General features: G+C 52.4%; 23 protein-coding genes. 18 read left to right on the top strand and 5 right to left on the bottom strand.

Going from position 1 to position 25124, the window contains the following annotated elements; all coding sequences use genetic code 11:
* Positions 1 to 129 precede the first annotated feature (129 nt).
* The 8 genes from QN215_RS09895 (at position 130) to QN215_RS09860 (ending at position 9741) form a co-directional block, all read left to right on the top strand.
* Positions 130 to 1191 (top strand): zinc-binding dehydrogenase, encoded by a 1062-nt coding sequence (locus tag QN215_RS09895; RefSeq protein ID WP_369344119.1) that lies wholly within the window; start codon positions 130 to 132, stop codon positions 1189 to 1191.
* 215 nt (positions 1192 to 1406) lie between these two features.
* Entirely contained in the window at positions 1407 to 2054 is a 648-nt protein-coding gene (locus tag QN215_RS09890) for a DUF4867 family protein (RefSeq protein ID WP_369344118.1), read from the top strand.
* Positions 2055 to 2396: 342 nt separating this feature from the next.
* Positions 2397 to 3863, top strand: coding sequence for a glycoside-pentoside-hexuronide (GPH):cation symporter (locus tag QN215_RS09885; protein ID WP_369344117.1), 1467 nt, complete (start codon positions 2397 to 2399; stop codon positions 3861 to 3863).
* Positions 3864 to 4057: 194 nt separating this feature from the next.
* Entirely contained in the window at positions 4058 to 4981 is a 924-nt protein-coding gene (locus QN215_RS09880) for a helix-turn-helix transcriptional regulator (protein WP_369344116.1), read from the top strand.
* A 330-nt stretch (positions 4982 to 5311) separates the two neighbouring features.
* Positions 5312 to 7606 (top strand): alpha-galactosidase, encoded by a 2295-nt coding sequence (locus QN215_RS09875; RefSeq protein ID WP_369344115.1) that lies wholly within the window; start codon positions 5312 to 5314, stop codon positions 7604 to 7606.
* A gap of 90 nt (positions 7607 to 7696) precedes the next feature.
* Positions 7697 to 8932 (top strand): MFS transporter, encoded by a 1236-nt coding sequence (locus QN215_RS09870; RefSeq protein ID WP_369344114.1) that lies wholly within the window; start codon positions 7697 to 7699, stop codon positions 8930 to 8932.
* Between the two features lie 277 nt (positions 8933 to 9209).
* The gene (locus QN215_RS09865; RefSeq protein WP_369344113.1) at positions 9210 to 9467 is read left to right on the top strand and encodes a type II toxin-antitoxin system RelB/DinJ family antitoxin; all 258 of its coding nucleotides are present in this window, start codon (positions 9210 to 9212) and stop codon (positions 9465 to 9467) included.
* On the top strand, positions 9460 to 9741 hold the full coding sequence (locus QN215_RS09860; RefSeq protein ID WP_369344112.1) for a type II toxin-antitoxin system YafQ family toxin: 282 nt from the start codon (positions 9460 to 9462) through the stop codon (positions 9739 to 9741). Before QN215_RS09865 ends, QN215_RS09860 begins: the two co-directional genes overlap by 8 nt.
* 43 nt (positions 9742 to 9784) lie before the next feature.
* On the opposite strand, the gene QN215_RS09855 is transcribed toward QN215_RS09860, so the two are convergent.
* Positions 9785 to 10684: a helix-turn-helix domain-containing protein gene (locus QN215_RS09855; protein WP_369344111.1), complete on the bottom strand. Its 900-nt coding sequence runs from the start codon at positions 10682 to 10684 to the stop codon at positions 9785 to 9787.
* A 306-nt stretch (positions 10685 to 10990) separates the two neighbouring features.
* On the opposite strand from QN215_RS09855, the gene QN215_RS09850 reads away from it, so the two are divergent.
* On the top strand, positions 10991 to 11545 hold the full coding sequence (locus QN215_RS09850; protein WP_369344110.1) for a sugar O-acetyltransferase: 555 nt from the start codon (positions 10991 to 10993) through the stop codon (positions 11543 to 11545).
* 170 nt (positions 11546 to 11715) lie between these two features.
* Here the strand turns inward: QN215_RS09850 and QN215_RS09845 are convergent, their stop codons facing one another.
* Positions 11716 to 12558 carry an oxidoreductase gene (locus tag QN215_RS09845; protein ID WP_369344109.1) on the bottom strand — a complete coding sequence of 281 codons (843 nt, stop codon included), beginning with the start codon at positions 12556 to 12558 and terminating at the stop codon, positions 11716 to 11718.
* Between the two features lie 108 nt (positions 12559 to 12666).
* Between QN215_RS09845 and QN215_RS09840 the strand changes: the two genes are divergently transcribed.
* The 9 genes from QN215_RS09840 (at position 12667) to QN215_RS09800 (ending at position 22585) form a co-directional block, all read left to right on the top strand.
* Positions 12667 to 13296 carry a MerR family transcriptional regulator gene (locus QN215_RS09840; RefSeq protein ID WP_369344108.1) on the top strand — a complete coding sequence of 210 codons (630 nt, stop codon included), beginning with the start codon at positions 12667 to 12669 and terminating at the stop codon, positions 13294 to 13296.
* Between the two features lie 315 nt (positions 13297 to 13611).
* A complete protein-coding gene (locus QN215_RS09835) occupies positions 13612 to 14319 on the top strand; it encodes an MIP/aquaporin family protein (protein WP_369344107.1) in 708 nt (235 codons plus the stop codon).
* Positions 14320 to 14604: 285 nt separating this feature from the next.
* On the top strand, positions 14605 to 15645 hold the full coding sequence (locus QN215_RS09830; RefSeq protein ID WP_369344106.1) for an ABC transporter permease: 1041 nt from the start codon (positions 14605 to 14607) through the stop codon (positions 15643 to 15645).
* 33 nt (positions 15646 to 15678) lie between these two features.
* Entirely contained in the window at positions 15679 to 16677 is a 999-nt protein-coding gene (locus tag QN215_RS09825) for a substrate-binding domain-containing protein (RefSeq protein WP_369344105.1), read from the top strand.
* Positions 16677 to 18203, top strand: coding sequence for a sugar ABC transporter ATP-binding protein (locus QN215_RS09820; RefSeq protein WP_369344104.1), 1527 nt, complete (start codon positions 16677 to 16679; stop codon positions 18201 to 18203). Before QN215_RS09825 ends, QN215_RS09820 begins: the two co-directional genes overlap by 1 nt.
* Before the next feature lie 358 nt (positions 18204 to 18561).
* Positions 18562 to 19173, top strand: a complete 612-nt coding sequence (locus tag QN215_RS09815) for an SIS domain-containing protein (protein WP_369344103.1) — start codon at positions 18562 to 18564, stop codon at positions 19171 to 19173.
* Positions 19174 to 19556: 383 nt separating this feature from the next.
* Positions 19557 to 21089, top strand: a complete 1533-nt coding sequence (gene xylB / locus QN215_RS09810; RefSeq protein WP_369344102.1) for a xylulokinase — start codon at positions 19557 to 19559, stop codon at positions 21087 to 21089.
* A 235-nt stretch (positions 21090 to 21324) separates the two neighbouring features.
* The gene (locus tag QN215_RS09805; RefSeq protein ID WP_369344101.1) at positions 21325 to 21801 is read left to right on the top strand and encodes a PTS transporter subunit IIC; all 477 of its coding nucleotides are present in this window, start codon (positions 21325 to 21327) and stop codon (positions 21799 to 21801) included.
* Positions 21719 to 22585 carry a PTS transporter subunit IIC gene (locus QN215_RS09800; RefSeq protein ID WP_369345134.1) on the top strand — a complete coding sequence of 289 codons (867 nt, stop codon included), beginning with the start codon at positions 21719 to 21721 and terminating at the stop codon, positions 22583 to 22585. The genes QN215_RS09805 and QN215_RS09800 overlap by 83 nt, the downstream gene beginning before the upstream one ends.
* A 196-nt stretch (positions 22586 to 22781) precedes the next feature.
* Here the strand turns inward: QN215_RS09800 and QN215_RS09795 are convergent, their stop codons facing one another.
* From QN215_RS09795 to QN215_RS09785, 3 genes are all read right to left on the bottom strand, one after another.
* A complete protein-coding gene (locus tag QN215_RS09795) occupies positions 22782 to 23969 on the bottom strand; it encodes a HipA domain-containing protein (RefSeq protein ID WP_369344100.1) in 1188 nt (395 codons plus the stop codon).
* A gap of 85 nt (positions 23970 to 24054) precedes the next feature.
* Positions 24055 to 24513 (bottom strand): hypothetical protein, encoded by a 459-nt coding sequence (locus QN215_RS09790; protein ID WP_369344099.1) that lies wholly within the window; start codon positions 24511 to 24513, stop codon positions 24055 to 24057.
* A 434-nt stretch (positions 24514 to 24947) separates the two neighbouring features.
* Positions 24948 to 25115 carry a hypothetical protein gene (locus QN215_RS09785; protein WP_369344098.1) on the bottom strand — a complete coding sequence of 56 codons (168 nt, stop codon included), beginning with the start codon at positions 25113 to 25115 and terminating at the stop codon, positions 24948 to 24950.
* Positions 25116 to 25124: the final 9 nt, after the last annotated feature.

Below are 25124 nucleotides of genomic sequence, written 5' to 3'. Positions count from 1 at the left end.
AGCGAATTCCGTTATCTAGAGTCACGATAAGGTACGTATAGTCTGAATTGTCAGGGGTTCAATGCAGAACACATTGAGCGGCAGCACCGTTCGTCTCTGGCTTGAACATATCAAAGGAGATTGATGATTATGGAAGGCACAATGAAAGGCGCATATCTTCCTGGTAACAGCACCGTGGATATTCGAGAGATTCCTATTCCAACTCCGGGCTACGGACAGGTATTGGTTCGGATGAAGGCTTCCACCATCTGCGGTAGCGATATTCGCGCTATCTATAGAGAGCACACCGGCAAAGGCCCTGAGGGATATCAGAATAAAGTAGCAGGTCATGAACCATGCGGCCAGGTTGTTGAAGAAGGCCCAGGCGTCAAGCGCTTCAAGAAGGGTTCACGCGTTATCGTTTATCATATTCACGGCTGTGGCTTGTGCCATGACTGCCGTATGGGATACCAGATTTCGTGTACCTCACCGGAGCGTGCGGCATACGGATGGCAGCGCGATGGCGGTATGGAAGATTACGTGCTCTGCGACGAGCAAGATCTGATCGATCTTCCCGATTACCTTACATACACTGATGGCGCACAGGTGGCCTGCGGTTTCGGCACTGCCTACGAAGCCATCGAAAAGGTTGGAGTGAGCGGCAATGACGCAGTGCTCGTTACCGGCCTCGGCCCAGTTGGTCTGGCAACACTGATGATGTGCCAGAAGCTGGGTGCCAATATGCTGATTGGTGTTGAATCCAACGAATACCGTATTAACTTGGCCAAGAAGCTTGGTCTTGCCGACCACATTCTGACTCCTTCAGACAAGAATGTTGACGAAGTGTTGGCATTGACTGGTGGACATGGTGTCGAGCGCGCATTTGATACGTCAGGAGCCGATCCTGCTCGTGTCACCGCGATTCGTGCAACTCGTCCTTGGGGACGCATTGCCTTCGTTGGTGAGGGCGGCACGGTGCACTTCACTCCAAGCCCCGACTTGCTGCACGGTCAGAAGACCATTTACGGCAGCTGGGTCACCAGCCTGGCACGCATGGAAACCTTGGTTGAGGAGCTCGTGCGTTGGCAGCTGCATCCTGAAGATCTCGTAACCGACCGCTTCCCGCTTGAGAAGGCGGACGAGGCCTACCATCTCATGGATGGCGGAGAATGCGGCAAGGTCGCCGTATGCTTCGATGAAGAGCTGAAGTAACGAGTACTGGGAAGAAGAATTGCGTTAAGAGCGCGCCCATCAGAGTCCTTCTCAATCGTCCCTTATATGGTGCCTCGGTGAGATTCATGCCCTTGGCAACAATGACGATTATGGAATGGTAGGAGCGAACGCTGCATTGGCTCTCCTGCGAATCTGTTGCATACGAATGATTCGCAGGAGAGGTAACGCATATTCGACAGAAGAAAAGAGTTCTCATGATTTTGCATACAGTACACGACGAGGCCTTCAAGCCATATGGTGCGGTGATTTCTGGTGACTACGATTTCTCCAGGCTACTATCCGTCCTTGAGGAAACCACGAAGGCTCCTGATGATGGAGTGATCTACGTTCCCAGCGTGGAAGTACTCGAACGACAAATGGTTTCGCTTGATTTGAAGGATCATATCTTTGGTGGCGTTGAGACTCAGGTTGGATATTGCAATGGCAGCAATACCAAGCTCAATTGCCTCGAATGCCATCGCGGCATAGAGGTTCTGGTGGCTGCTGATGACATTATCCTGATGCTTGCTCATCGCGGTGATCTCGTGAATTGGAAGCTTGACACCAGCAAGATTGAGGCGTTCCTCGTTCCTAAGGGCACGGCGGTGCTCTACTACGAGACCACCTTGCACTATGCTCCTGCACGAGCCGATGGTCCGTTCAGAACCATTATCATGCTCGTCAAGGGAACCAACACGGAGAAGCCGGTTATCACCAAGAAAGATGATGATGATGTTGCGCTGTTTGCTGAGAACAAGTGGCTGATTGCGCATCCAGACTCCCCGGAGGCCAAGGAACAACATGCCTTTGTTGGGCTTGAGGGCAAGAACCTTGATGTCCTTACGGATATCACCCAGGAATAACAGGCAGTATAGCGATAACAAGCAGTAACAGCACGCTGAAATAGCGGCAGTTTGAGACCGGTCTACGATTTCACCACAGTGGCATGTATGCCATGAACTGGGCCGGTCTCCCTTGCATAATATTGCAACGCTTCACATATGTCCGAGGACATATGGCACAACTTATCCAGAAGTGCACCCTTTGCGATGGGGCAAAGGATGTGAGCGAGTGAGCTTCTCCAGAATAATATCCGCAGTCGGATCGAAGCATTATTCGCCACGCATATCCTCAAGAAACCTTCATCTTGACTGAGTGCTTCTGGACATTCATATGCGGATGGCAATCATAGTAAGCGGGAAACAATGAAGCATTCAAATCTTCGGAATAGTATTTTTTATCTCATAGGACTGCTTGGGCACGATTTCTTCTATTTCGCGTTCACTCTCTATATCATCAAGTTCATCACCAGTGCATTGTTCACCGGCGCTGACGGCCATTACACCGATACGATGGTGGCCACCATTTCTGGCGCAATAGTGACGATACGTGTGGTTGAGCTGGTGCTTGACCCGTTCCTTGGGGCATTGATTGACAACACGAAATCACGTTTTGGCCGGTACAAGCCTTGGATAATGCTCGGAGGCGTGGTCTGCTCAAGCAGCTTCGTTCTGCTGTTCACCACTCTTGGCGGAACGAACCTCACGCATCCGGTGCTGTATCTATGCATGTTCCTCGTTCTGTTCCTGATCATGGATGGATCGTATTCGCTCTATGACATTGCCATGTGGTCAATGATTCCCGCGATTTCCACCACCTACGAAGAACGTAACAGAATCGGTACGGTCGCGCGTCTTGGTGCCGGCATCGGCCAAGCCTTGCTGACCATTTTCGTGATGCCCAGCATCATTCTCGGCAAGAATCTGTTCGGCAGCGAGCAAGCAGGATGGCTGTTCTTCGCCATTATTGTTCTCGTCTGCACCTGCTTGACCGCACTGCTGACATGCATCGGCGTCAAGGAACATGAATCGGCCATTGACACGCCTAATGAGAAGACCAAGTTTACGGAAGTGTTCAGCGTCATTTTCAAGAATGATCAGCTCGCCTGGCTGGCCTTGCCAAACTGGTGCTACTACTTCTCGCTTGCCTTGGTATCGACCTTGATGACCTACTACTTCCAGTATGTGTATGGCAATGCCGCCAGCTATTCGACGATTTTCGGCACCGCCACACTGGTCGTTGTTGTGTCCATCCTGTTCTACCCGTGGCTCACACGTCGATTCTCACGCAAGCAGGTACTGTTCGTAGCCCTGTCCGTGATGATTGTTTCACTCGCATTCTTCACCTTCGCAGGAAACAATACGGTGATGGTGGTGATCGCTTCGGTGCTGTTCCTGCTTCCGCAGCCCATCATCTTCACCTCCTTCCTGCTTGAGCTCACCGACACCATTGACTATGGGCAATGGAAGTCCGGGAAGCGCAATGCGAGTATCACCTTGGCGGTTCGTCCATTGCTCGACAAATTCGCCGGAGCTTTATCAAATGGCGTGGTCGGTTTGGTCGCCTTGGTTTGCGGCATGACAGGAGCGGCTTCTATCGCTGATATCACATCGGGCAACATCGTGGTGTTTAAGACCATCATGTGCGGTTTGCCCATTGCGCTGTTGCTGCTGTCCATGTTCGTGTACCAGAAGAAGTTCAAGCTGAACACCGCCTTCCATGCTCAGATCATGAAGGATCTGGAGCAACGGGCTGCCGAAGACAGGCAGGATTCGGCGGAGGGTGTCGAAGACAAGCAGCCTCAGAAGACAATGGTGGAGCAAGCCATATGAGTCGATAGTCCGAGATGAACGCTTGAGCCGCAACGCCCTAGATACTGTCCATACACTTTGGTCAACAAGCGTAAATGTGCCAAGGCATATACGATGGTAACTGTGCGGCTCAAGCGATTTTCTGGTGGAAGGTGTTGTGCTGGCAAGCCAGAGGATTAATGAGCAGTCCATCGTAGAGCGAAGAGGCCAATGATATGAATAGTTCACTCATCCAATACTCGCTTGATCCTAAAAAAATTGCACACCCCACGCTGTTCGTTTCCTGTGGGCTGTCAGGGGCCAACGCCCAGCATACGCATGATCCGTTGAATCGCGGGAAAAATACCAACATGATTCGACTCATGCTCAGTGGTGAGGATGAACTCTATACCTCGGGAATGCGCTTTATGCTCAGGCGAGGCAACGGCTTTCTCACCCGTCCACAATCTGTGGAAATCCAACAGTCCTTCTCCCTGCATTCGTGCGTATTCATTTGGATGTCCTTTGCCGATCAGCTGAGTGAGCCATTGCTGCAGAACATCGGTCTTACTCATGGACATGACGTGTTTTTTGTCAGATATCCCATGCAGTTCCTTCGTCTGGTCGTGGACTGTCTGTCGCATACCAGCGGCAGTGTGACCGACGAACTGGAACTGAACGCCATAGCCTATCATTTCCTGTACCTGCTATCGAAGGAAATGACGCTCGAAAGCGGCATGCGGATCGTCGCGCAATCCAACCCCAACATCAATCGTGTCAAGGAATTCATCCTCCAGCATTACAGCGAGCAGATCAACATAGCCAACATATCGAACGCATTGCACAGCAACCGCAGCTATCTATCCCGTGAATTCCACAAGATATCAGGAATGACCATCAAGCAGTACATTGACCACATTCGTATCACGAAAGCCACTGATCTGCTGCTGATGTCTGATATCAGTCTGGAAAGCATCGCCAAGCAGACGGGATATCGCAATGTGGAAGTGTTTGCGGATAATTTCAAACGCGTGCACTCGATGTCTCCCCGAAATTATCGGCAATTGCACGATATGCAGGCTCGGGTTTCCAACATTCCCATTGATCTTGAGACGCTGAGAATGGTGCTCGGCCTGTCCCCGTCGGTGCCGACGGAATAACTGGGCAACGCGCGCACCCCACTGTTGGATAACTCCACTGTTGAATATATAGAGTGTGGAAAAATACAGTGTGCCCTACCTCACACTTCTACGCACAGAAGTCACAAAGCTGTCCATTGCACGCATCGTTCCTGCACGAAGGTCCATGCTGTCTCAATGCAATTCCAGTGCAGTCCTTGTGCGATGCGAGTTTCACGGGACTCAGAGAATACGTCACACAATCGATTATTGTTCCCACAACTTTGACTGTCATCCCCACATGCACCGAGGCATACTGGTATCCGGTGCAGTGAAACAGACTCGAAACAATACGGTCAAAGGAGACAGCATATGGCACGTAACGATCCAAGGATTCTCGTTCATGAGAAGAATCGCGAATTTCATATCAGCAATGGCCTGGTCAGCTATATCATCAAGGCAGATGACCAAGACCATCTCATGCAGCTTTATTACGGCAAGGCAGTAGCGGACAGGGAAGATTTCGGTTACCTTGTCGAGGTGCAGCGGCGCACAACGGCATCCTGCCCGATTGAAGGCAACGCCTCGTATTCGCTTGAGCATTTGCGTCAGGAATATCCCGAATATGGCACGAGCGACTATCGCATGCCTGCGATCAGCATCGCCCAGCCGAATGGTTCGCGCATAACGAACTTCCGTTACCGCGGCTACAGCGTGCTTTCCGGCAAACCCACTTTGGAAGGGCTGCCATCGACCTATGTGGACGAGGACAATCAAGCCGCCACCCTGCGTATCGAGCTCAGCGACGATCTGCTCGGTGTCACGGCAACGCTGTCGTATACCGTCTTCGCTGGCATTCCGGTTATCGCACGTTCGGTGAACATTGCCAACCAAGGTTCCGATGCCGTAGACATCGAACGCGTAATGAGCATGAACCTTGACCTGCCTGACGACAACTACGAGTTCACCCAGCTCAGCGGTTCATGGGCTCGTGAGCGCAGCATCATCCGCAGCCCACTGCATCCCGGCATTCAGCAGATTGGTTCGCTGCGTGGATCGGCATCAGGACATGAGCATAACCCTGCCATCATGCTTTCCAGACCTTCCACCACCGAAGCCAGTGGCGAGGTATTGGGCGCTGCACTGGTATATTCCGGTAACTTCGATGCGCAGGTGGAGGTCGATTCCTTCGCCGTTTCACGCATGCAAATGGGCATTGCCGATTTCGATTTCGACTGGCATCTCGCACCGGGCGAGAACTTCCAGGCACCTGAGGCAGTGCTGGTTTACTCCGATGAAGGCTTCAACGGCATGAGCCAAGCCTTCCACACGTTGATACATCGTCATATCGTGCGCGGCCCTTGGAGAGACAAGGAACGCCCGATTCTTATCAACAATTGGGAAGCCACCTATTTCAACTTCAATGAAGACAAGCTGGTAGCCATTGCTTCGAAGGCAAAGGAAGCCGGTGTCGAACTCTTCGTGCTGGATGATGGCTGGTTCGGCGCACGTAACGGCGACACTGCCGGTTTGGGCGATTGGACGCCGAACACCAAGCGTCTGCCCGATGGTTTGAAGGGTCTTGCCGACCGCATCAACGATATGGGCATGATGTTCGGCCTGTGGTTCGAGCCAGAGATGGTCAACAAGGATTCGGATCTCTACCGCAATCACCCCGAATGGGTGCTGGCAACGCCAGGGCGCAGCATGAGCCACGGCCGCAACCAGTATGTGCTCAATTTTGCCAACAAGGATGTGGTCGATAACATCTTCCAACAGATGTACAAGGTGCTGTCGGGCGCAAATATCGCCTACATCAAGTGGGACATGAATCGTTACATCACCGAGGCATTCGACAATTCGCGCGGCAGCGAGCATCAGGGCGAGGTGTACCACCGCTTCATTCTCGGCATGTATGACCTCAATGAGCGTCTGCTGAAGGCCTTCCCGAATCTCATCATCGAAGGCTGCGCATCAGGCGGCGGCAGATTCGATTTGGGCATGCTCTATTACTCCCCACAGGTTTGGGCCAGCGATGACACCGACGCAGTAGAGAGAATGAGCATCCAGTACGGTACCAGCATGGTGTACCCGCTGAGTTCCATTGGGGCTCACGTTTCCATCGTGCCGAACCATCAGACCAACCGCATCACCACGCTGAACACACGTACCAACGTCGCCCTGTTCGGCACCTTCGGCTACGAACTTGACCTGGCGAAGCTCTCACCGGAAGAGTTCGAGGAAGTCAAGCAGAATGTCGCATTCTGCAAGCGCTACCGCGAAGTCATCCACACCGGAAGCTTCTATCGCCTTGTCTCTCCGTTTGAAAGCAACCGACACAATGGCGGCAAGGTCGCATGGATGGTCGTTTCACAGGACAAGCGCACGGCGATTGTCGGTGACTACACCATGCTTTCCCATCCGATGTCTCCATTCAGCAGGCTGTATCTTGAGGGCTTGGATCCTGAACTGGAGTATGACGTCGATGTCATTGGTGGGGCCAGTTCCATCCGCGGTCATGCCTTCCATGGTGATGAACTGATGAATATCGGCATGATTGACTCCGATGCTTCAACTGGTTCGTCCAGTGGTGAAGTTGAGGATGCGAACGATCTTGGTGCATCCCATGATTTCGATTCACGTCTGTTCGTGCTGACTGCTCGGTGAATACAGCAGTCGCAGTGTGTGAGTGAACACAAGAGTAATGATTAATGCAGCGCTGCATGGCGCAGCGCTGCTTCTACAAGGAAGTAAATAATGACCATCAAACCGCAGAGTCTTATTACCAAGTCTGCTGTTCTGTCAATTTCATTGATTCTCACGAGTTCTGTTGCCATCAGCAGTGCCCTGCCTCAGTTACGTGCGTCTCTGGGCATCAGCACCACGCAGAGCGAAATGCTCTCGACGGTACCGAATATCGCTATGGCTGTTTTCGTGCTGCTGTCCAGTTGGATTGCGGAACATTTCGGGGTGAAGCGCACCATAATGGTGGGCATTCTGCTTCTGGGCTTCGGCGGTATCGTGCCTGTTTTTGTGAATTCGTACCCGATTATTCTCATGAGCCGACTCATCATGGGCGTGGGCTTGGGTCTGTATAACGCTTTGGCAGTATCCATAATCAATGCCTTGTACACCGGTCATACTCGTGCCAATCTTCTTGGTCTGCGCGGTTCTGCTGAGAATGTCGGACAGTCAATCTTCATGGCCTTGGCTGGACTCCTGCTGACATTGGGCTGGCACTGGTCCTTCGCCATCTACTTCGCCGCATTCCCTGTTGCAGTGTTCTTCTGGTTCATCGTCCCTGACATCGATCTGAAAGCCAATGACGAGGGCGAAGAGCAGCCGAAGGCAGGATATGCTTCCATCATCAAGGAAACCAATCCCTTTGTATATGCACTCGCATTGTTTGCTGTGCTGCTTGTGCTCAACTCCATTGCCATTCAGGTGCGTTTCCCCTCAATCATGGACAGCATCGAGGGAATAGGCTTCAATTCAGGGCTGGTACTTTCCTTGATGCCGCTCGTCGGCATCGTCGCCGGCATCGTTTTCGGAAAACTCTATCAGTGGACGGGCAAGGGCGCGCTCTATCTCGGTCTGATCTCATACATCGTTGCCAACCTGTGCATCGGACTTTCCAACGGCAACCTCGTGTTGGTAATTCTGGGCATGCTGATCTCAGGCATTCCATGCGCATGGTGCTTCCCTTACATTTTCAATGGCATGGGCGATATCACGAGCAAGAAAACCATCGCCTTCGCTACATCCATGATTTTCATCGGTACGAATACCGGTTCATTCATTGCACCGTTGACGATGCGACTGATCCAGGCCATCTTGGGCACTGACGCGCTGGTTGCGCCATTCCCCGTATTTGCAGCCATTTTCGGCATCATCCTTATAGGGATCATCGTTCACGATGCACGCAGCAAGGTATCTCATAAAGAGTCATCGCGCGAATCTTCAACACAGGAGCCGCAGAAAATCGCCGACTAGGATGCACTGACGATGATATCTGCCGCAAGAGAGGCTACTGAGGCAGCAACGCCTTGTTAATACGCAGACTTGATGCAGCGGATCGTTGATAGTGATGCGGGTAGTCACCTGGCAAAGGTGACTACCCGCATTTTTTCTTTGTGTGTTGCTCTTCCTGCCTGTAGTGTGCAACACTGTTATGCATGCTGCTGTATGTCTATAATATATATGATAGATATACATAAGCATGTATATTGAGAGTTGTCATTGATTATGTGTGGGAGGGAGGTGATGCAGTGTGAGTAGTGATACTGCGACGATAGCGATTCGTACCGATGTCGAGACCAAGCGTGAGGCTCAGGAGCTCTTTAAGGATATGGGGATGGATATGACGACGGCCATCAACATGTTTTTGCGCCAGACCATCAGTGAGCATCGGTTGCCGTTTCAGCCGGGTTTGACTCCCTTCGAGCGTTCTGTGCTCAAGGCCGCCAGCGAACCAATGCAACGAGTTGACAGCGTTGAAGCTTTGATGAAGGAAGTGCGCGATGCTTAAGCACATCGAGCGACCGGCCTCATTCCTGCGGCAAATGAAAAAAATGAAGCGCAAACATTACGATCTCGATGTACTTGAGTCAGCCATTCGTTGCATCATGTCTCGAAATATTGACTTGCTGGTTACGCGGTACAAGGATCATGCCCTCGCTGGGAATCTTGCGGGGTTTCGTGAACTGCACGTTCAAGATGACTGGCTGCTCATTTACAGTATCGAGCATGAAACGCTTACCCTGATTCTGGTCACCACTGGAAGCCATGATGACCTGTTCTGACGGCAAGCAGTAGGTGGCGAATAGTGTGCAGCACCCTATCGAATCAGTGCGATGGGGGGAGTGAGAATGCAGCCGACAAAAAATCGATGCCAACGCCGAGATTATTGAGAACGCCCGTATTGGCCTTACGGAATTCGCTCGGTGAGAAGCCCTGAGATTCATGAAAATTCCTCGTGAGTGCTTCAACGCTTGCATAGCCGCATTCCTGTGCGACATCGGCCACGCTCATTTCCGTCATGCCCAACAGATCATGGGCGCGTGAGAGACGGATATGCTCGATGTACGCTTTGATGGTCATGCCGGTATCGCGGTGGAATACACGGGAAAGATGGCTGCGATCCACATTCACGCGATTCGCCACCCACGCTGCCGTGATGCCAGGACGCCACTCATGGATGATCACATGCACCGCTTCACGCACGAGTTCGTTATGCGCGGTGGCAATGGGCTCGTGCTCTGTGGTACTCAGCTCGCGAGCGAATGACGACAGGAAACTCAACGAAAGCGCATTGAGTTCCAGCTCATCGCTGATGCTTCCCGACGTGTATTTCAAGCAACGTGACAATATCGAAAGAAAAGGATAGACGTTCTTTACCGTAAATACTGTCTGTTCGGAGCGCATGCCGATGACATTGAGGTATTTGCCGACCAAATCGCCTTGAACGCCGAACCATAGGTATCCCCAAGGGTCGGAAGCCGATGATGAATACCGTGTCGAGGATTGTGGACGCACCAAAAAACCATCGCCCGCCCCGAGTTTGTAAGTAAAATCTTCGGTTGAAACTTTACCTTGGCCTCTGAGAACGACGTGGAACACCCAAGCGCTGTTCAGTGAAGGTCCGTAGGCATGTCCTGCTTCGGTTTGCGAGATGCCACAGTACGAAAATGCCAACTGATCCATCGCATGGTTGTCCTTAACACCAAAGAACAGCGAATGCTCCAAAACATCCTCCCCCGCGCGGCTGTTTCATCAAGATACACAAAGCCTATGCACACCACGGGACACGCCCATACGCATTGGGCCTACAACAGTCTGCGTTGGGATGCTGCATGCCCGACCCATCGTTGACTGCTGGATATGTGATTGCGTTACGATGAACAGTGCAGCCAATGTCAGCAGCCATTGCACTGGGGGTGGCTATGCGGAGTTGTAAGGAGCGCTCGCATGGACGACAAATTGGCTGCATCGTATGAAGAGCTTGACTTCATCCTTGGTATAAGTGCTTTGCTCAAAGTGGAGGTGTGTTGATTGGTAAGTGAATTAGAAAAGTTGAAGCATGGCGATTGGTATTACTTCCTCGACCCCGAGGTTGCTGCACGCAAGGCTCGTGCTGCTCGTCTCTGTCAGGAATTTAACTCCATATCTGCCGCTGAAGCTGATAAGCAGGAAATGAAAATACGTGAGATACTCGGTTCCTCTGGGGAGAACGTTTCCGTCCAGGCACCGTTCAACTGTGATTATGGCAAGAACATTCATGTGGGCGACAATTTCTTGAGCAACTACAATCTCACCGTTCTTGACATAGCTGAAGTGCGCATAGGCGATCATGTGATGATCGGCCCGAACGTCAATATTTTCACAGTTACTCACCCCTTGGACGCCAAGAAAAGAAGGGAATACCTCGCCAAGGCCGTGCCTGTCAGCATAGGCAACGATGTATGGATTGGCGGTAGCGCCACGGTGCTTCCCGGCGTGCATGTAGGCGATAACGTGATTATTGCCGCAGGTGCGGTGGTAACCAAGGATGTTCCAAGCGACTGCATCGTTGCGGGGGTTCCGGCGCGGGTTATCAAATCGCTGTGAAGCTGTGAAGTAGTAAAGCAGTAGAGCAGTAGAGCTGCGGGGCAGTGGTGAGGCAGCGCTGCGTACTGAGCCCATATAGCACATGCCTGCCGGTCAGACCTCATGAACTGATGGTCTGACCGGCAGGCATTATTGCTTATCTCGTGCGGCTTATTGCTGTTGTGCGGTCCTTACTCCGGCTGATCCGCCGATTCGGAGAGATCCTTGAGTTGTCCGAACAACTCCAAGTTGTCCTTGAACTTTTTCGTTGCAGCGTCGTTTGCAAACTTACCGAGAGGCAGTCTCAAGGGCAGAGACTCAGTGTGATGCGCAACCTGGTCATAGATAATCTCGGCAGCCTTATCGGGGTCACCGGCCTCATGGTGAGCTCCTGTGGCATTGCTCTGAATGAAATCAGCAAATTGCTTGTAATCTTCGATTTCCGGTTCCTTCTTGGCGGAGGAGCGCCCTGCCCAGTCTGTTCTGAATCCGCTTGGCTCCACGATGAGTACCTTGATGCCGCTGGCGCTGACCTCTTGGCTTAACGATTCGCTCAGCCCCTCCACGGCATACTTGGTGCCGTGATAGAAGGACAGTGTCGGGAATGAGCACAATCCGCCGACTGAAGAGAAGTTCACGATGATGCCCGAACGCTTCGCTCTCATGAGTGGCAGCACTGCTCGCGTCATGTCAACCAGACCCCAGACATTGACATCGAACATGTAACGTACCGTCTTCTCGTCACTTTCCTCGAAGGTGCCGAAATATCCCAGACCTGCGTTATTTACCAGAACGTCGATGCCCTCGAATCGTTCTTGCGCTGCCTTCACTGATGCCGCGATCTCGTCAGGATTGGTGACATCAAGTTTGAGACGAAGAATCTGGCCGTGATCGTACTGGTCGAGATAATCCAATTGCTCAGTTTTTCTGGCCGTAGCGACCAGATTCACGTCATCCTTCGTTGCGAGCAGAGTGGCCAATGATTTTCCGAAACCGGTTGAAGTGCCGGTGACGAACCAAGTTTGCTGTGTCATAGTGTGTACCTACCTTTCACAGAAAACGCTACGACTTATACTAAGGTTAAAGTCAAATGATGCTGTGGTGCATATGGCGCTGTGGAGTGATAGATGAAAGGGTATTCCATGACAGGATATTCAATCGGTGAGGTTGCGCAGATCATGGGTCTGAGCACCTCTGCGATACGTTTCTATGACCGCAAGGGCTTGCTTCCCTTTGTTCACCGTGATTCAGCCGGAAGAAGAGTGTTCCAGCAGGACGATCTGAATTTTATCGAAGCCATTTGCTGTCTGAAGAAAAGCGGTGTGCCGATCAAGGATATTGGTCATTTTGTTCGTCTCTGCATGCAGGGCGACGCCACGCTGCATGAACGCTACGACTATCTCGACGGGGAGGAACGTGCTCTTGAAGGGCGCATTGCCGAGCTTCAGGGGCAGCTGGATTTTCTCAGATACAAGAAATGGTATTACAAAACCTCTATCGAAGCTGGTACGGAGTCAATCCATATGGATCCGCAAACCGGCCATGTAGCTGCGGATATCAAGGAACAGTATCGCAGTGAATTGGAGCGATGCGAAGATATCCGACAGCTTACGCAGCTTGGTGGTCATCAGGCTGCAGCAAGAGATGACGTACCAAGTGTGATGCCAATAGGTCAACAGGTCAATAGGTCAATAGACAGTAGTCATGACGCTGACCAGAGATTTCGGAGTCCAGCTCACATTCCGCTGTGCCGAATCGTGCGGTATGGCTGATTGACACTGACCGCACTGCGGCAGTGCCCCCAGCGATGCCAGGGCTGGTACGACTGGTATGAGGGGTTATGAATTGGGGTTGCGGTGTCGAACGCGGTATCTTGGACATGGTGGCGGGTATGACTGCTTCGTTGCACAAGCCTTGCAGGGTGAAGCAATGTCGCGGCACGATAATCGATGCATGTTCCCATGCGATGCATCGTAGCCGCAAGTTTCTGCGACAACGAGTGAGATCGCTAGGTCGGGTTCGTCGCGTGCATGGGTTTGCCAATGGTGTAGAGGAGACATTGCATGATCAGCGCTAGCAGTATCGTCATGTCAGAATTCTTGGGGACGATGGTCATGATTTTTACTGGGGTCATGGTTTCCATCGCAGTAGCTCTCAGGAAGGCAGACCAGGCGGTGGGGGCGCTCGGCTGGGCCTGCGCCGTGTTTGCCGGTGCCAGCATAGGGGATCACAGTGGTGCCCATCTCAACCCAGCAATTACCTTGGCTCAGGTGCTGACCGGCGGAATTGTATGGAAGCAGGTGCCGTTCTATCTATGTGGCCAATTTTTCGGAGCCTGCGCGGGCGCTGCATTTGCAGCGATGGTGTTTTGGACTGAACTCCGTGAACGCCGCGAGCAGAAGGATCTCGTGGGCTGGTTCGCCACGGTTTCGCGTGTGTCGTATGTGCAGGCTGTCGTTATTGAGGCGCTTTGCACGACTGTGCTGGTTGCTTGGATTCTTGATTCGCCGCGTTCGTATGTGGCAGGCGGTGTATTCAACTTCGGCAATTCTGGACTCGGCTATCTCGGTGTTGCCCTTATCGTATTCATGCTGTGCCTTGCTGCAGGCGGCCAGACGGGTGCAGCATTGAATCCGGTGCGTGATCTCGGGCCGCGCATCATCTATTCGCTGCTGTTTCGCACGCGAGGGTACCCCACGGCAGGGTGGAAGTATGCCTGGGTGCCTGTCGTCGGACCGCTGATCGGTGCTATGGGCGGTGTCGGAATGTCATACGTGCTGCAGTCCTCCATATGACGGTTCGGCATCTTCGCTGTCACCATCGCTTCAGAACTCAGGCACAGACGGGTGTTTTGAGAATATTGTCAGTGGATTGACCATCTGTTAAAAACGAACGCAAATTTTGCTCATTTGTTACCGCCGACGCTCATGTGCTGCAAGCAACTCTCCAACTAGGCAGAAAAACATACAAAGCGTACAATTATAAAGCGTGTGAAAATTATGAGGTCTCCGTAGGAGATTTCCACACGGTGTGAAGCGCATAAGCGCTCGCAATCGTTTGTCTACTGCAAGGAGGCAGGAATGCGACGACGTATCCCCGAGGAGATGGGTATCGCGGCGGTGGTCGTTCTGGTCGCTGTCATATTAAGCGTAATGTCCCCCACTTTTCGAACACTTGAGAACGCACAATTATTGCTGCTCAACGGCGCGGTGATTGCGTTCCTTGCACTCGGCCAGACTTTTGTGCTGCTTACCGGCGGCATAGATTTGTCAACTGGTTCGACTGTGGCATTGACCGGAATGATAGCCGCCCTGACAATCAAGGCCGGGGCACCGTGGTGGCTTGGCGCGTTGGCTGCCATCACAGTCGGCGCTTTAGTTGGCGCCTTTAACGGTTTCATTATTCATTACATCAAGCTGCCACCGTTCATCGTGACGTTTGCAACGTTCGGTGTCGCGGCAAGTATCCCGCTGATTCTTACTGGAGCCAGCTCCGTGAATGTTGCTGACCCCATGTTCGCGATAATCGGACGCAGCTCATTGCTGGGCATTCCAATGCCGGTGCTGTTGGCCGGTATAGCAGCAACATTCTTTACCGTTCTGCTCAAGCTCACGGCAACCGGCGTGCATATCTATTCCGTTGGCGGGAACGCTGAGACCAGTCGACTTGCAGGTATCCGCATAGATCGTGTCACCGTTATGGTATACGTCATCAGCGGCATCTGCGCGGCGATGGGCGGTCTGATCATCACCAGCCGTCTCATGGTCGGTTACCCCAGCGCAGGGTCAGGCAATGAGCTGTTTTACTCGATTGCCGCAGCGGTGGTTGGTGGCGTGAGCCTGTTCGGTGGCATAGGCAGTATTCCTGGAGCACTTCTGGGAGCTGTGCTGATTGCCACGGTGTCCAATGGCATGAACGTTGTCGGTGTAGACAGCTACTGGCAGCCATTGGTTATCGGTCTGATCATTCTGGTCGGTGTCATCCTCGACACGTATCGACGTCAGATTTCCATCAGCGAGATTTTGGCGCGGCTGAGAGGCGGCACGGATAACAAGCATGCAGCGCCAGCCGTTCCCGCTTCACCAGACAACGTGGCCACAGCACCAGCCACAGCCCAATAAACACATCATATTAAAGAGAAAAGAGAATTTACCATGCGACGACATCTACTGATGGGTGCGGCAGCACTCGCCTCACTCACTCTTCTTCTTAGCGGATGCAGCAGCGGTTTTGATACGGGAACGGGATCTACTTCGAATGGTGGCGACAAAACCGCTCGTCCCGCAGCCTGTGAAGTTGATTCGCCATACGTGGCTGTAGCGTTGCCGAATCTCACGAATCCATTTTATGTGTCAATGAAGCAAGGTTTTGAAAAGGCTGGCAAGGACGCTGGCTTCAAGATCGAAGTGCAGATTGCCGATGACGACGATGCTGCGCAGCTCGCACAAGTTCAGGCAATGCTGCAAAAGAAGCCTTGCGCATTGGCTCTTAACCCTGTGAAATCCGAGCCTGCCGCCGCTATCGTGAAGGCAGCCAATGATGTAAATGTGCCCGTATTCACGGTGAACGCCAAGGTTGACGAAGAATCGTTGAAGGCACAGAACGCATTTGTGACCCAGTACTTGGGTGCGGACAACGTTGCCGGTGGGCAAACGATTGCCGATATGGTGTTGGAAGATTTCGGTAAGGACGCCGATTTGCGTATCGGATTCGTAAACGAGCCGGACGAGACAGCACCGAGACTGCGAGACGAAGGCTTCAAGAAAGCTATAGCGAGTGATCCCAATGCCAAGGTTGTCGACGAGGTTGATGGAAACGTAAAGATGGACGACTCATTGAAAGCCGCCACCGAGCTACTCTCTGGTCACCCTGATATCAACGTGATCTTTGCCAACACAGCTCCCTCCGTCTATGGAACCTTGCAAGCTCTACAAGGCAACAGCAAGGTTAAGCTCTATGGATTCTGTGCACCGGAAGAACCGCTGAGCGGTCCTTATGTAGGCTGCGTTGCCCAGCAACCGGGACAAGACGGCGCTGACGTGATTGGGCAGATTGTAGAGTACATCGATGGCAAAACACCTAAGGCAACGATTCTGAAGGATCTCAAGGCCTTCCGAGCAGGTGAAACCCCAGCAGCAGGCTTGGTTGGCTGATGTCAGATACAACAAAGGGTGCACCCGCTCAAGGTTTGCGCGTTGATGGCATTGTGAAGCGCTACTCAGGTGTGGCGGTTCTTAAAGGAGTGTCGGTAACGGTCAAACCAGGTGAAGTCGTGGGCTTGGTCGGCCACAATGGTGCAGGAAAGTCTACATTGATGAGGATGATTGCCGGTGCAGACCGGCCTGATTCTGGCACCATCAGCATCGACGGTACCGTGCACTCATTCTCTTCGCCCGCAGAAGCGCTGGAAGTCGGCATAGGCACGGTGTATCAGGAACTGTCATTGCTGCCAAATCTCACGGTTACGCAAAACGTATTCCTCGGAGACGAACTCACCAAGGCAGGTCTGCTGAAGCGTGATGAAATGCGTGAGATTGCTCGCGATGTCGGCAAGCGCTTCGGTCTTAAGCTGGATCCAGACCGTCGAGTCGGCGACTACCCAGTGGCAACACGCCAGCTCCTGGAGATTGCCATTGCCACAAGAAGCAACGCGAAGTATCTCATGCTTGACGAACCTACGACCAGTCTTGAAGGAGATCAGGTCGATAGCTTCCTCGAAGTGGTGCGATCCCTCGCAGATGACGGGTTAGGCATTATCTTCGTGGATCACAAGCTCGAAGAGCTGTATGCCGTCGCAACGCGAGTCGTGGCTCTGGTCGATGGCGAGGTGAGAATCAATCAGGCGGTGGCGGACGTGTCGCGCACTGACGTGATTCGAGCAATCGCCGGCGATGAGGCCGCTGCTCTGGCAGATACTCCTGTCCAACGGGAAGCTCCGCCTGCGAAGACCGGAGAGGCTACGGTCACCGTTCGTGGTCTCAAATCCTCGAAACTCGGCAATGTCAACCTCGATGCCCATGCTGGCCACATACTTGGTCTCTATGGACTCGTTGGTTCAGGACGTACGGAAATTCTTCGTGCCATTGCCGGACTGGATCGCGTCAGCGGAGGGTCGATAACTATCAAGGGTCGGAAGGTGACACGGAACAGCCCACAGGTAGCTCAGCGCAACGGTATTGCATATCTCAGTGAGGAACGCAAAATCGATGGCATAGTTCCAGGGCTGGATTCACCCACGAATGTGATTCTTCCGGTGCTCAGTCGCTTCAGGCAGTGGGGGTTCCTTCAGAAGCCCAAGGCATACAAATATGCTACGGGACTGATGGACGAGCTACGAGTAAAAGGCAATAGAACAGGGCCGGTTGCCAGTCTCTCTGGTGGTAATCAGCAGAAAGTGCTTTTTGCCAGAGTGTTGGCGCAGGAACCGCAGATCGTGCTGCTCGATGAACCAACCAAAGGTGTTGACCTTGCTGTCAAGGCAGAGATACACCGTCTCACCAAATCGCTTGCCCATGACCAGGGACTCACGGTGATTGTCGTCTCCAGCGAGGAAGACGAAATCTGTGACATCTCGGATGAAGTGATTGTGGTCAGCGAGGGTAGCTGTGCTGCAAACCCGACTCCGATTAATCAGGTAACACCTGCGATACTGCGTGAAACTGCGTGGGCGGTTGCATGATTCAGCATCCGTGAGGAATGCGGCTGCTGCGATGATGGTCGGTGGTTAGTGGTCGGTAGCCAGTAGCCAGCGGTCAACGATCAGTGCAGTAAGTGTATGGTGCAATCAGTGGCAGAGCTTTCAGCCACTGATTGCACCACCGTGTTAACGAGACAGCTTGCGGCTTATATCAGTTGGTGGCCGGAGTTGACCAGAATGTTTCATATGAGCGTATAATCGACCATATGAGCATAAATAGTGGTTATAATGCAACAAAATGTTATCTTCACTAGTATATTTGTTGAACTTCAAGCAGGTCGTAATGATGCTTGTACGAATGCTTACGCATCGAGGCGACCAAATATGAAAGGACGCTTGTATGGTAAGCGTGGCTGATGTAACCAGCAGTATCACCAAGACGCTGACACTCGAAGGCGAGGAAATTGCAAAGCTGACGAAGACGCTTGACTCTGAGCAAATTACCAAGCTGATTGACATTATCGTCAATCGCAAGGGAAATATTCTGCTCACCGGATGCGGCACATCTGCAATGGCAGCAAAGAAGACCATGCACACTCTCAATGTTATCGGTGTGCCTGCATTCTTCCTGAGCCCAGCCGATGCAACCAATGGCTCTTTGGGCGCAGTAGGGGCAAACGACACGGTGATTATCATCACCAAGGGTGGAACCACCCGCGAGTTGCTCGCCTTTACCCCTAACCTTCAGGAGAAGGGCTGCACCATCGTCACGGTGACTGAGAAGACCGAATCTCCTCTGGCAAAAGCGGCGGATTTGGTCGTCTACGTTCATGTCGATCATGAGGCTGACACCTTTAACATGTTGGCGACAACGAGCACCTTGGGCGTTATCGCAACCTTCGACGCGGTGGCTATCGCCATCATGGAGATTTCTCACTTCTCCAAGGGACAATTCCTTGAGAACCATCCTTCTGGCGATGTTGGTGATCGCCTGAAGGCCCATGAGGACTGAGGGTCAATAACAGATTCATCGATTAACTTGTTAATCGAATAATTGAAGTGGTTCGGAAAATCGGCGCTGCTGGTATTTCTCGCGATATGCCCCCAGCGCCTTTTCCGACCGATATACGGTTCCATGTGTGTGGTGCCGTAGGGTGTTGTGGAGTGTTGTGACGGATTCATTTGCTTCGTACCATGTACATTGTTTTGACAATGGTGTCTCGGGGTGCGTGTTTTCCAATAAAATAGCCGTTTTATACATGCAGTCGTTCTAGAATTCAAGAGTTGGATCGAGAACCTGCGATAAGTGAAGCAATGTGTGATGTAAAAGGGAACTCCACGCAATGATGTTCACTTGACTTAGGGTGGAAAGGATCAGTGACAGCGATGTCAAGAATGGTCATGGGGGTAGATTCCTCAACGCAATCATGCAAGGTAGAATTCAGAGATGCCGATGAAGGCACTCTGATTAGTTCAGGCAGAGCACCACATCCACCGGCAACTCCACCAGTCAGCGAGCAGAATGCAAACTCATGGTGGGAAGCGCTGGTGAAGGCAACGAAGAATGCCATCGCTGAACTGCCTATCGGAAGAAAGCCAACCGATGTCGCCGCTGTTTCAGTTGACGCGCAGTGCCACGGCTTGGTTATTCTCAACAAGAACAAAGAGGTCATTCGCCAGGTCAAGCTGTGGAACGACACCACCACGGCACCATACTGCGACTGGTTGCAAGATACCATCGGCAAGGAAGAGTGGATCAACAAGGTGGGTTCACTGCCCACTGCAGCTTTCACCCTCTCCAAGGTTGCCTATGTTGCCGACAATGAGCCGGAATTGTGGGCTCAGGCTGACGCAATCATGCTGCCTCACGATTATCTGACCTTCCGTTTGTGCGGCAGATATGTGACTGACCGTTCTGAGGCATCCGGCACCGGTTACTTCAATTCCGAGCACAACGAATACCTGCGTGACTTGATTACCCTTGCAGTCAATGGCAATGGACCGACCGGCGATCAGCTCGTCCTGCCAGATGTCTTGGCACCGAATGAGCGCGCAGGCGGACTCACCGACGAAGCTGCATGGGCTCTGGGACTGCCAAAAGGCATTCCAGTTGGTCCGGGCTGCGGCGATTCGCACAGTACAGCCCTGGGTCTTGGAGTTGGACAGGGCGAGCTTGTGCTCTCACTCGGAACTTCAGGCGTGGTGTTTACACCATCCGACCATCCTGTTTATGACCCGAAGGGCTATGTCAATGGTGTGGCAGATGCCACAGGCGGCTGGCTTCCACTGGTCTGCGTACTGAATTGCGCCAAGGCGCTGGATACTGCACGCAGCTGGCTCGGCGTTAACTTCAATGAGCTTAACGGTTTGGCCATGGCTGCTCACAGCAGAGCCGACCGACCTGTTTTCGTGCCGTATCTCGATGGCGAACGTACCCCGAATCTTCCTAAGGCAACAGGAACGATCGCAGGACTCACCTCATCTGATACCAGAGAATCACTGGCTTTGGCATTTATTGAAGGCATCGCGTTGGGCTTGGACGATGGCCGTAGGGCTTTGGTTGATGCAGGAGTTCCATCAGAGGGTTCCATCCGCCTTGCCGGTGGTGGCTCAAATTCGATTGCGCTTGCAGGAACCATTGCGGATCTTGCCGGACGCGAGGTTGTCGATACGGGCATCACGGAAGCGGCCTGCCGCGGAGCGAGCATTCAAGCTGCCGCAGTGCTCTCGGGCGCTAAGGTCACCGAGGTTCGCGATGCTTGGAAGCCGCAGGCTGAGGTCGTGGCTTCGCCCAGAACAGGACGTCATCTGGACGAATTGCGTGAACGGTACGCTGCCGCTTCCACATGGCGTGGCTTGGATCGCTGCGCGAAAGTGGAATCAAAGGGACATCCATCAACGCATGCGAAGCAGCCAGTAGCGGCGTAACGTGTCGCAAAGAGCTGCACTAGACTGAAGTGCAGGAACATAACTGAATAGTTGACGAGCAAGTTGTGGTGATAGGCACAGGGTTTATGGGGCTGTGCAGCTCACGATTCGGGTTATGGGCATTGTTGGGATGCCTATGACCCGGATTATCACCGAATAATGTGCATTGTGATTAATGGTTGGGTGCCAATAATCAGTGACCAAGGTTGGTCATTGGGGGAAAAGTGGGGGAATCATGAATTTCATCAACACCATTGTCAGCCTTGGGGCTGCTGTGATGATGCCGATAATATTCTTCGTCGTTGGACTTATTTTCAAGCTGGGCATAGGTAAATCCTTCAAGGCTGGCATGACGGTCGGCGTGGGATTTGTCGGCGTGAGCATGGTCATCAATCTGCTGCTTACCAATCTTGGGCCAGCATCGAAGGCCATGGTTAATCGTCTGGGCATGCATTTGAATGTCGTGGATGTCGGCTGGCCAACGGCATCGACCATCGGCTGGGGAACTCCTATCATGGCTGTCACCGTCATTGGTTTCATCGCCATCAATGCTTTGATGCTGTTTCTGAAGTTCACGAAGACCGTGGATGTGGATTTTCAACTACTGGAATTTCCTTCAGGTTGGCGCTTTGGTCTATGCGGTAACAAAGAACTTCTGGTTTGCAGTGGCGTTCAGCTGGATTATTTTTGCGGTGGTGCTCAAAGTCGCTGATCTGGCAGCGCCTTACATTCAGAAGCAATACAATCTCAAGGGCATCTCATTCCCCCATGTTGCAGGACTGGCATGGACTCCTATAGCCATCATGGTCAACTGGGTGGTTGATAGAATCCCAGGATTGCGCAAGGTCGAATTCAACGCCGAGAAGATTCAGAAGCGCTTCGGAGCCTTTGGCGAACCCGTTGTCCTTGGATTCATACTTGGCTTGGTTATCGGCATACTCGCAGGATACAGCCCCGACAAGGTGCTGAGCCTGTCCGTCAACGTGGCTGCGGCTATGGTGTTGCTGCCTAAGATGATCGACGTGCTGATCGAAGGACTGATAACCGTCCGCGATGCTGCTGAAAAGCAGTTGAAGGTGTGGTTCCCGGATCGCGAGTTCTACATTGGTATGGATACTGCGTTGCTTATTGGCAATCCTTCCGTGTTGGCAACCGGCCTGCTGCTTATCCCGATCGCTATCGTGCTCGCACTGATTCTGCCGGGCAACTCCATGCTGCCTTTCGCAGATTTGGCTTCGCTGACATTCATCCTTGCTCTGGTCACGCCGTTCGTGCGGCAGAACATGTTCAAGATGCTGATTGTCGGTACGCTGAGCATCATCGTGATTCTCTACGTCGGTTCAGATATCTCGCCATTCTTCACGCAGTCCGCAACTATGGCAAACATCAAGCTGCCTGCTGATTTCTCTGGAATCGGCAGCATGACGGGTGCCGCAAGCTCGTGGATTGGATGGGTTGCCGTCAAGGTCGGACAGCTTTTCAACTCAATAGTGTGAGCTATGTGAGTTGTGAGAACTCAAGTTTATGAGTTCTGTTGCATGATGCGCTGATATGTATGGATATATGTCAGCGCATCATGCATATCAGCCCAGTGTGCTTAGCGTATGATTCCCGTGTTGCGGGCGAATGGCTGCGGGCTGAAGGCTGAAAGCTCCGGTCTGCGGGGCTAAGTGTTACGAACTGAGCGCGGTGTTACGAACTGAGTGCGGTGTTGCGCTCATATCTGATGTGTTCCACTCGTCCGGCTACCGCATGTTCGATGGTAGCGATTCTGCTGGGTGAGAGTTGATCGTAACGGGAGAGTTCCTGTGCCACATACGATGGCCAATCCGCCAGCAGGCTCATGTCAATGCCTTTCCATGAGTCTTTGGACAGCAGACGCAACTGGCGTCTTGCAGTCGGTTTGCCTTGGGATGCGAAAAACGGCAGGGATATGTAATCGCGATTATCCATCTGCAATTGCCCGGCCCACAAGGACGCGCCAGTGTCATATATCGGTGCTGGGCGAAGCTGTAGCGATTCGACATTGCGGATAAGGCCGAAATTGCCGTAGTGCCGATCCGTGTTGCGCATAAGGTAATCGACAAGAATGAAATCGTCAGTCGCTTTCGCAAGCTCTTCCTCGGCTGCGCCTAAAGCAGCGGCGGAGGCAATCCATTGGCTCTTGCGGCTGAGTTGATTATCAGCTTTGAAGGCATTGATTACCTGCCCTGCGGACAGCAGTTCTTCATTGTCAGACAACATTTCATCGCACACGCTGACGAGTCGATTGTCGGATTCGGCAAGGCGGTATTGCACATGATCCACGCCCAATCTGGCACACAGGTCTGAAGCAATATGCTCATTCAAGGGTTCCTGATTGTATCTGCCACCCTTAATGAGCACTCGGGTGTTGCTTGATGGGTCGATGGCCCAGCGTTTCGGCAAATCGCCGCCACTGGTTGCGTCAGGAGAATTGAAATTCAAGTGAGCTGAGGAAGAGTATGGGGAGAAGAGTGCTTTGCCCAAGTCCTCGTCAAAAGGGTTGGTAAAAAAGTTCACATCCTGCCAACGGACATTGCTGTCTGATGGGCGCACCCAGAACTGGTCCGAGAGGCTGAGGCCGAATGAGCGATTCAATAGTTCTTGCGCCGAATGCAAGCCAATCGACTCAAGACTTGCGCGAATATGATCTCTTGTTCCAGGTATTGCGCGTGCAAACCACCAAGCGTCTATAGCAGAAGCGAATACGGACAATTTTCCGTGTGAGATGAATTCTAAAGGCAGGCGTGCGGAATCAAGAACCCTGCCATTGCCTACAGCGCGACCCGAATCCGTATCAATGCTGAAAGCAAGCACAGAACGGTCGCGGCACAGCAGTTGCCTCTGCTCGATGACCATCGCAGCCTCCTACCATGTCAGATAACCCAATCGTATGCCATACAAAGCCAACACAGCATGGGTACGGGTTACGCCTGGGGCGGTGTCACTTGCGATGGGGAAGAGGGGAAAGAACGCGGAGTTGTGTCATGGCCTGTGTTGTGTTCGTATTCTGGGACTGTTTGAAGTCCAGCCACTGACACTGATACTCGCGTCCCATGAACTGGTCGATTAAAGGCCACTCGTCACGATTACGCAACTTCCAGATCATACGCATAATCTCTGGCGAAAACGAGTCGTCGTCGATATAGTCCTCACGCATTCCCTGCGCCTCACCGTAATGGCCTTGCTCAATCAAGTCCACGCATGCGCGAATATGGTCGGCTGTGGGTACGATTCCCATGCCTGGCACATCCTGTAAACCGATGCGCCAAGAAGCAAAGGGAGACGAATCAGCCTCCAATGTGAATGGATGTCGCCAATCCAACGCGCTGAAATGCCAGTCGCCGGGCGTAACCGTGCGATCTCCCAAATTCAACGCATGCAATCCCGTTACATACTTCATGACGGCCTCCTTTACACTATAAAAGCCACTCTAATTATTCTATTCCATCCGAAAGTCAGCAAAGAGTTTCGGTCTGGGCAATACCCTAGGGCGATTAGTTATACCGCTAGGTCTGATTGCTCATTTTCGTGAGTGCTGACAATCGGAATTTTCGGACCTCAGCGGGGCAATTTCCGTCAGCAATTTTTGGTAAACAATTTTCGACATTGTGGGCTTGGTGCAGCGGGTGGTGGGGTGCTTGGTAGAGGGGCCGGCAGGGAAATGCAAAATTTGACAGTGTGGTGAAGTGTGGTTATTGTGTATGAAAATGGTTATGATAACTGTTATCAAATAGAGAAGGTTATCGACTTCTAGAAAACAAGAGAAGTGGTGAGCTGGCATTCGGATGTGAGGAATGCCGTAGAAGCGAGGAGAACGATGCGGGCGAATACTCGTCAGCGCCAAGCTGCGTTCAACACTTCGGCCCATGCACCAAGACTGCGGTGCGGCAGCAACATATCGGTTGCGTCCGGGTGCGCTATGGCTATTCCAATCAGATGCTCGGCATCGTTCTCTGACCGGACGATTTTCGCGATATCCATGCGAGCAATGTATGCTGCCATGGCCATCGG

Source organism: Bifidobacterium sp. WK041_4_12 (genome assembly GCF_041080795.1).
Lineage (GTDB): Bacteria > Actinomycetota > Actinomycetes > Actinomycetales > Bifidobacteriaceae > Bombiscardovia > Bombiscardovia aquikefiricola.
This window is presented reverse-complemented; position numbering and strand designations above follow the sequence as displayed.

Coding starts and splice junctions, on each gene's coding strand:
- QN215_RS09830 (WP_369344106.1), top strand. CDS start 14,605: ATGCGACGACGTATCCCCGAGGAGATGGGTATCGCGGCGGTGGTCGTT.
- QN215_RS09880 (WP_369344116.1), top strand. CDS start 4,058: ATGAATAGTTCACTCATCCAATACTCGCTTGATCCTAAAAAAATTGCA.
- QN215_RS09820 (WP_369344104.1), top strand. CDS start 16,677: ATGTCAGATACAACAAAGGGTGCACCCGCTCAAGGTTTGCGCGTTGAT.
- QN215_RS09815 (WP_369344103.1), top strand. CDS start 18,562: ATGGTAAGCGTGGCTGATGTAACCAGCAGTATCACCAAGACGCTGACA.
- QN215_RS09870 (WP_369344114.1), top strand. CDS start 7,697: ATGACCATCAAACCGCAGAGTCTTATTACCAAGTCTGCTGTTCTGTCA.
- QN215_RS09875 (WP_369344115.1), top strand. CDS start 5,312: ATGGCACGTAACGATCCAAGGATTCTCGTTCATGAGAAGAATCGCGAA.
- QN215_RS09860 (WP_369344112.1), top strand. CDS start 9,460: ATGCTTAAGCACATCGAGCGACCGGCCTCATTCCTGCGGCAAATGAAA.
- QN215_RS09890 (WP_369344118.1), top strand. CDS start 1,407: ATGATTTTGCATACAGTACACGACGAGGCCTTCAAGCCATATGGTGCG.
- QN215_RS09840 (WP_369344108.1), top strand. CDS start 12,667: ATGACAGGATATTCAATCGGTGAGGTTGCGCAGATCATGGGTCTGAGC.
- QN215_RS09825 (WP_369344105.1), top strand. CDS start 15,679: ATGCGACGACATCTACTGATGGGTGCGGCAGCACTCGCCTCACTCACT.
- QN215_RS09845 (WP_369344109.1), bottom strand. CDS start 12,558: ATGACACAGCAAACTTGGTTCGTCACCGGCACTTCAACCGGTTTCGGA.
- QN215_RS09835 (WP_369344107.1), top strand. CDS start 13,612: ATGTCAGAATTCTTGGGGACGATGGTCATGATTTTTACTGGGGTCATG.
- QN215_RS09805 (WP_369344101.1), top strand. CDS start 21,325: ATGAATTTCATCAACACCATTGTCAGCCTTGGGGCTGCTGTGATGATG.
- QN215_RS09885 (WP_369344117.1), top strand. CDS start 2,397: ATGAAGCATTCAAATCTTCGGAATAGTATTTTTTATCTCATAGGACTG.
- QN215_RS09795 (WP_369344100.1), bottom strand. CDS start 23,969: ATGGTCATCGAGCAGAGGCAACTGCTGTGCCGCGACCGTTCTGTGCTT.
- QN215_RS09785 (WP_369344098.1), bottom strand. CDS start 25,115: ATGGCAGCATACATTGCTCGCATGGATATCGCGAAAATCGTCCGGTCA.
- xylB (WP_369344102.1), top strand. CDS start 19,557: ATGGTCATGGGGGTAGATTCCTCAACGCAATCATGCAAGGTAGAATTC.
- QN215_RS09790 (WP_369344099.1), bottom strand. CDS start 24,513: ATGAAGTATGTAACGGGATTGCATGCGTTGAATTTGGGAGATCGCACG.
- QN215_RS09895 (WP_369344119.1), top strand. CDS start 130: ATGGAAGGCACAATGAAAGGCGCATATCTTCCTGGTAACAGCACCGTG.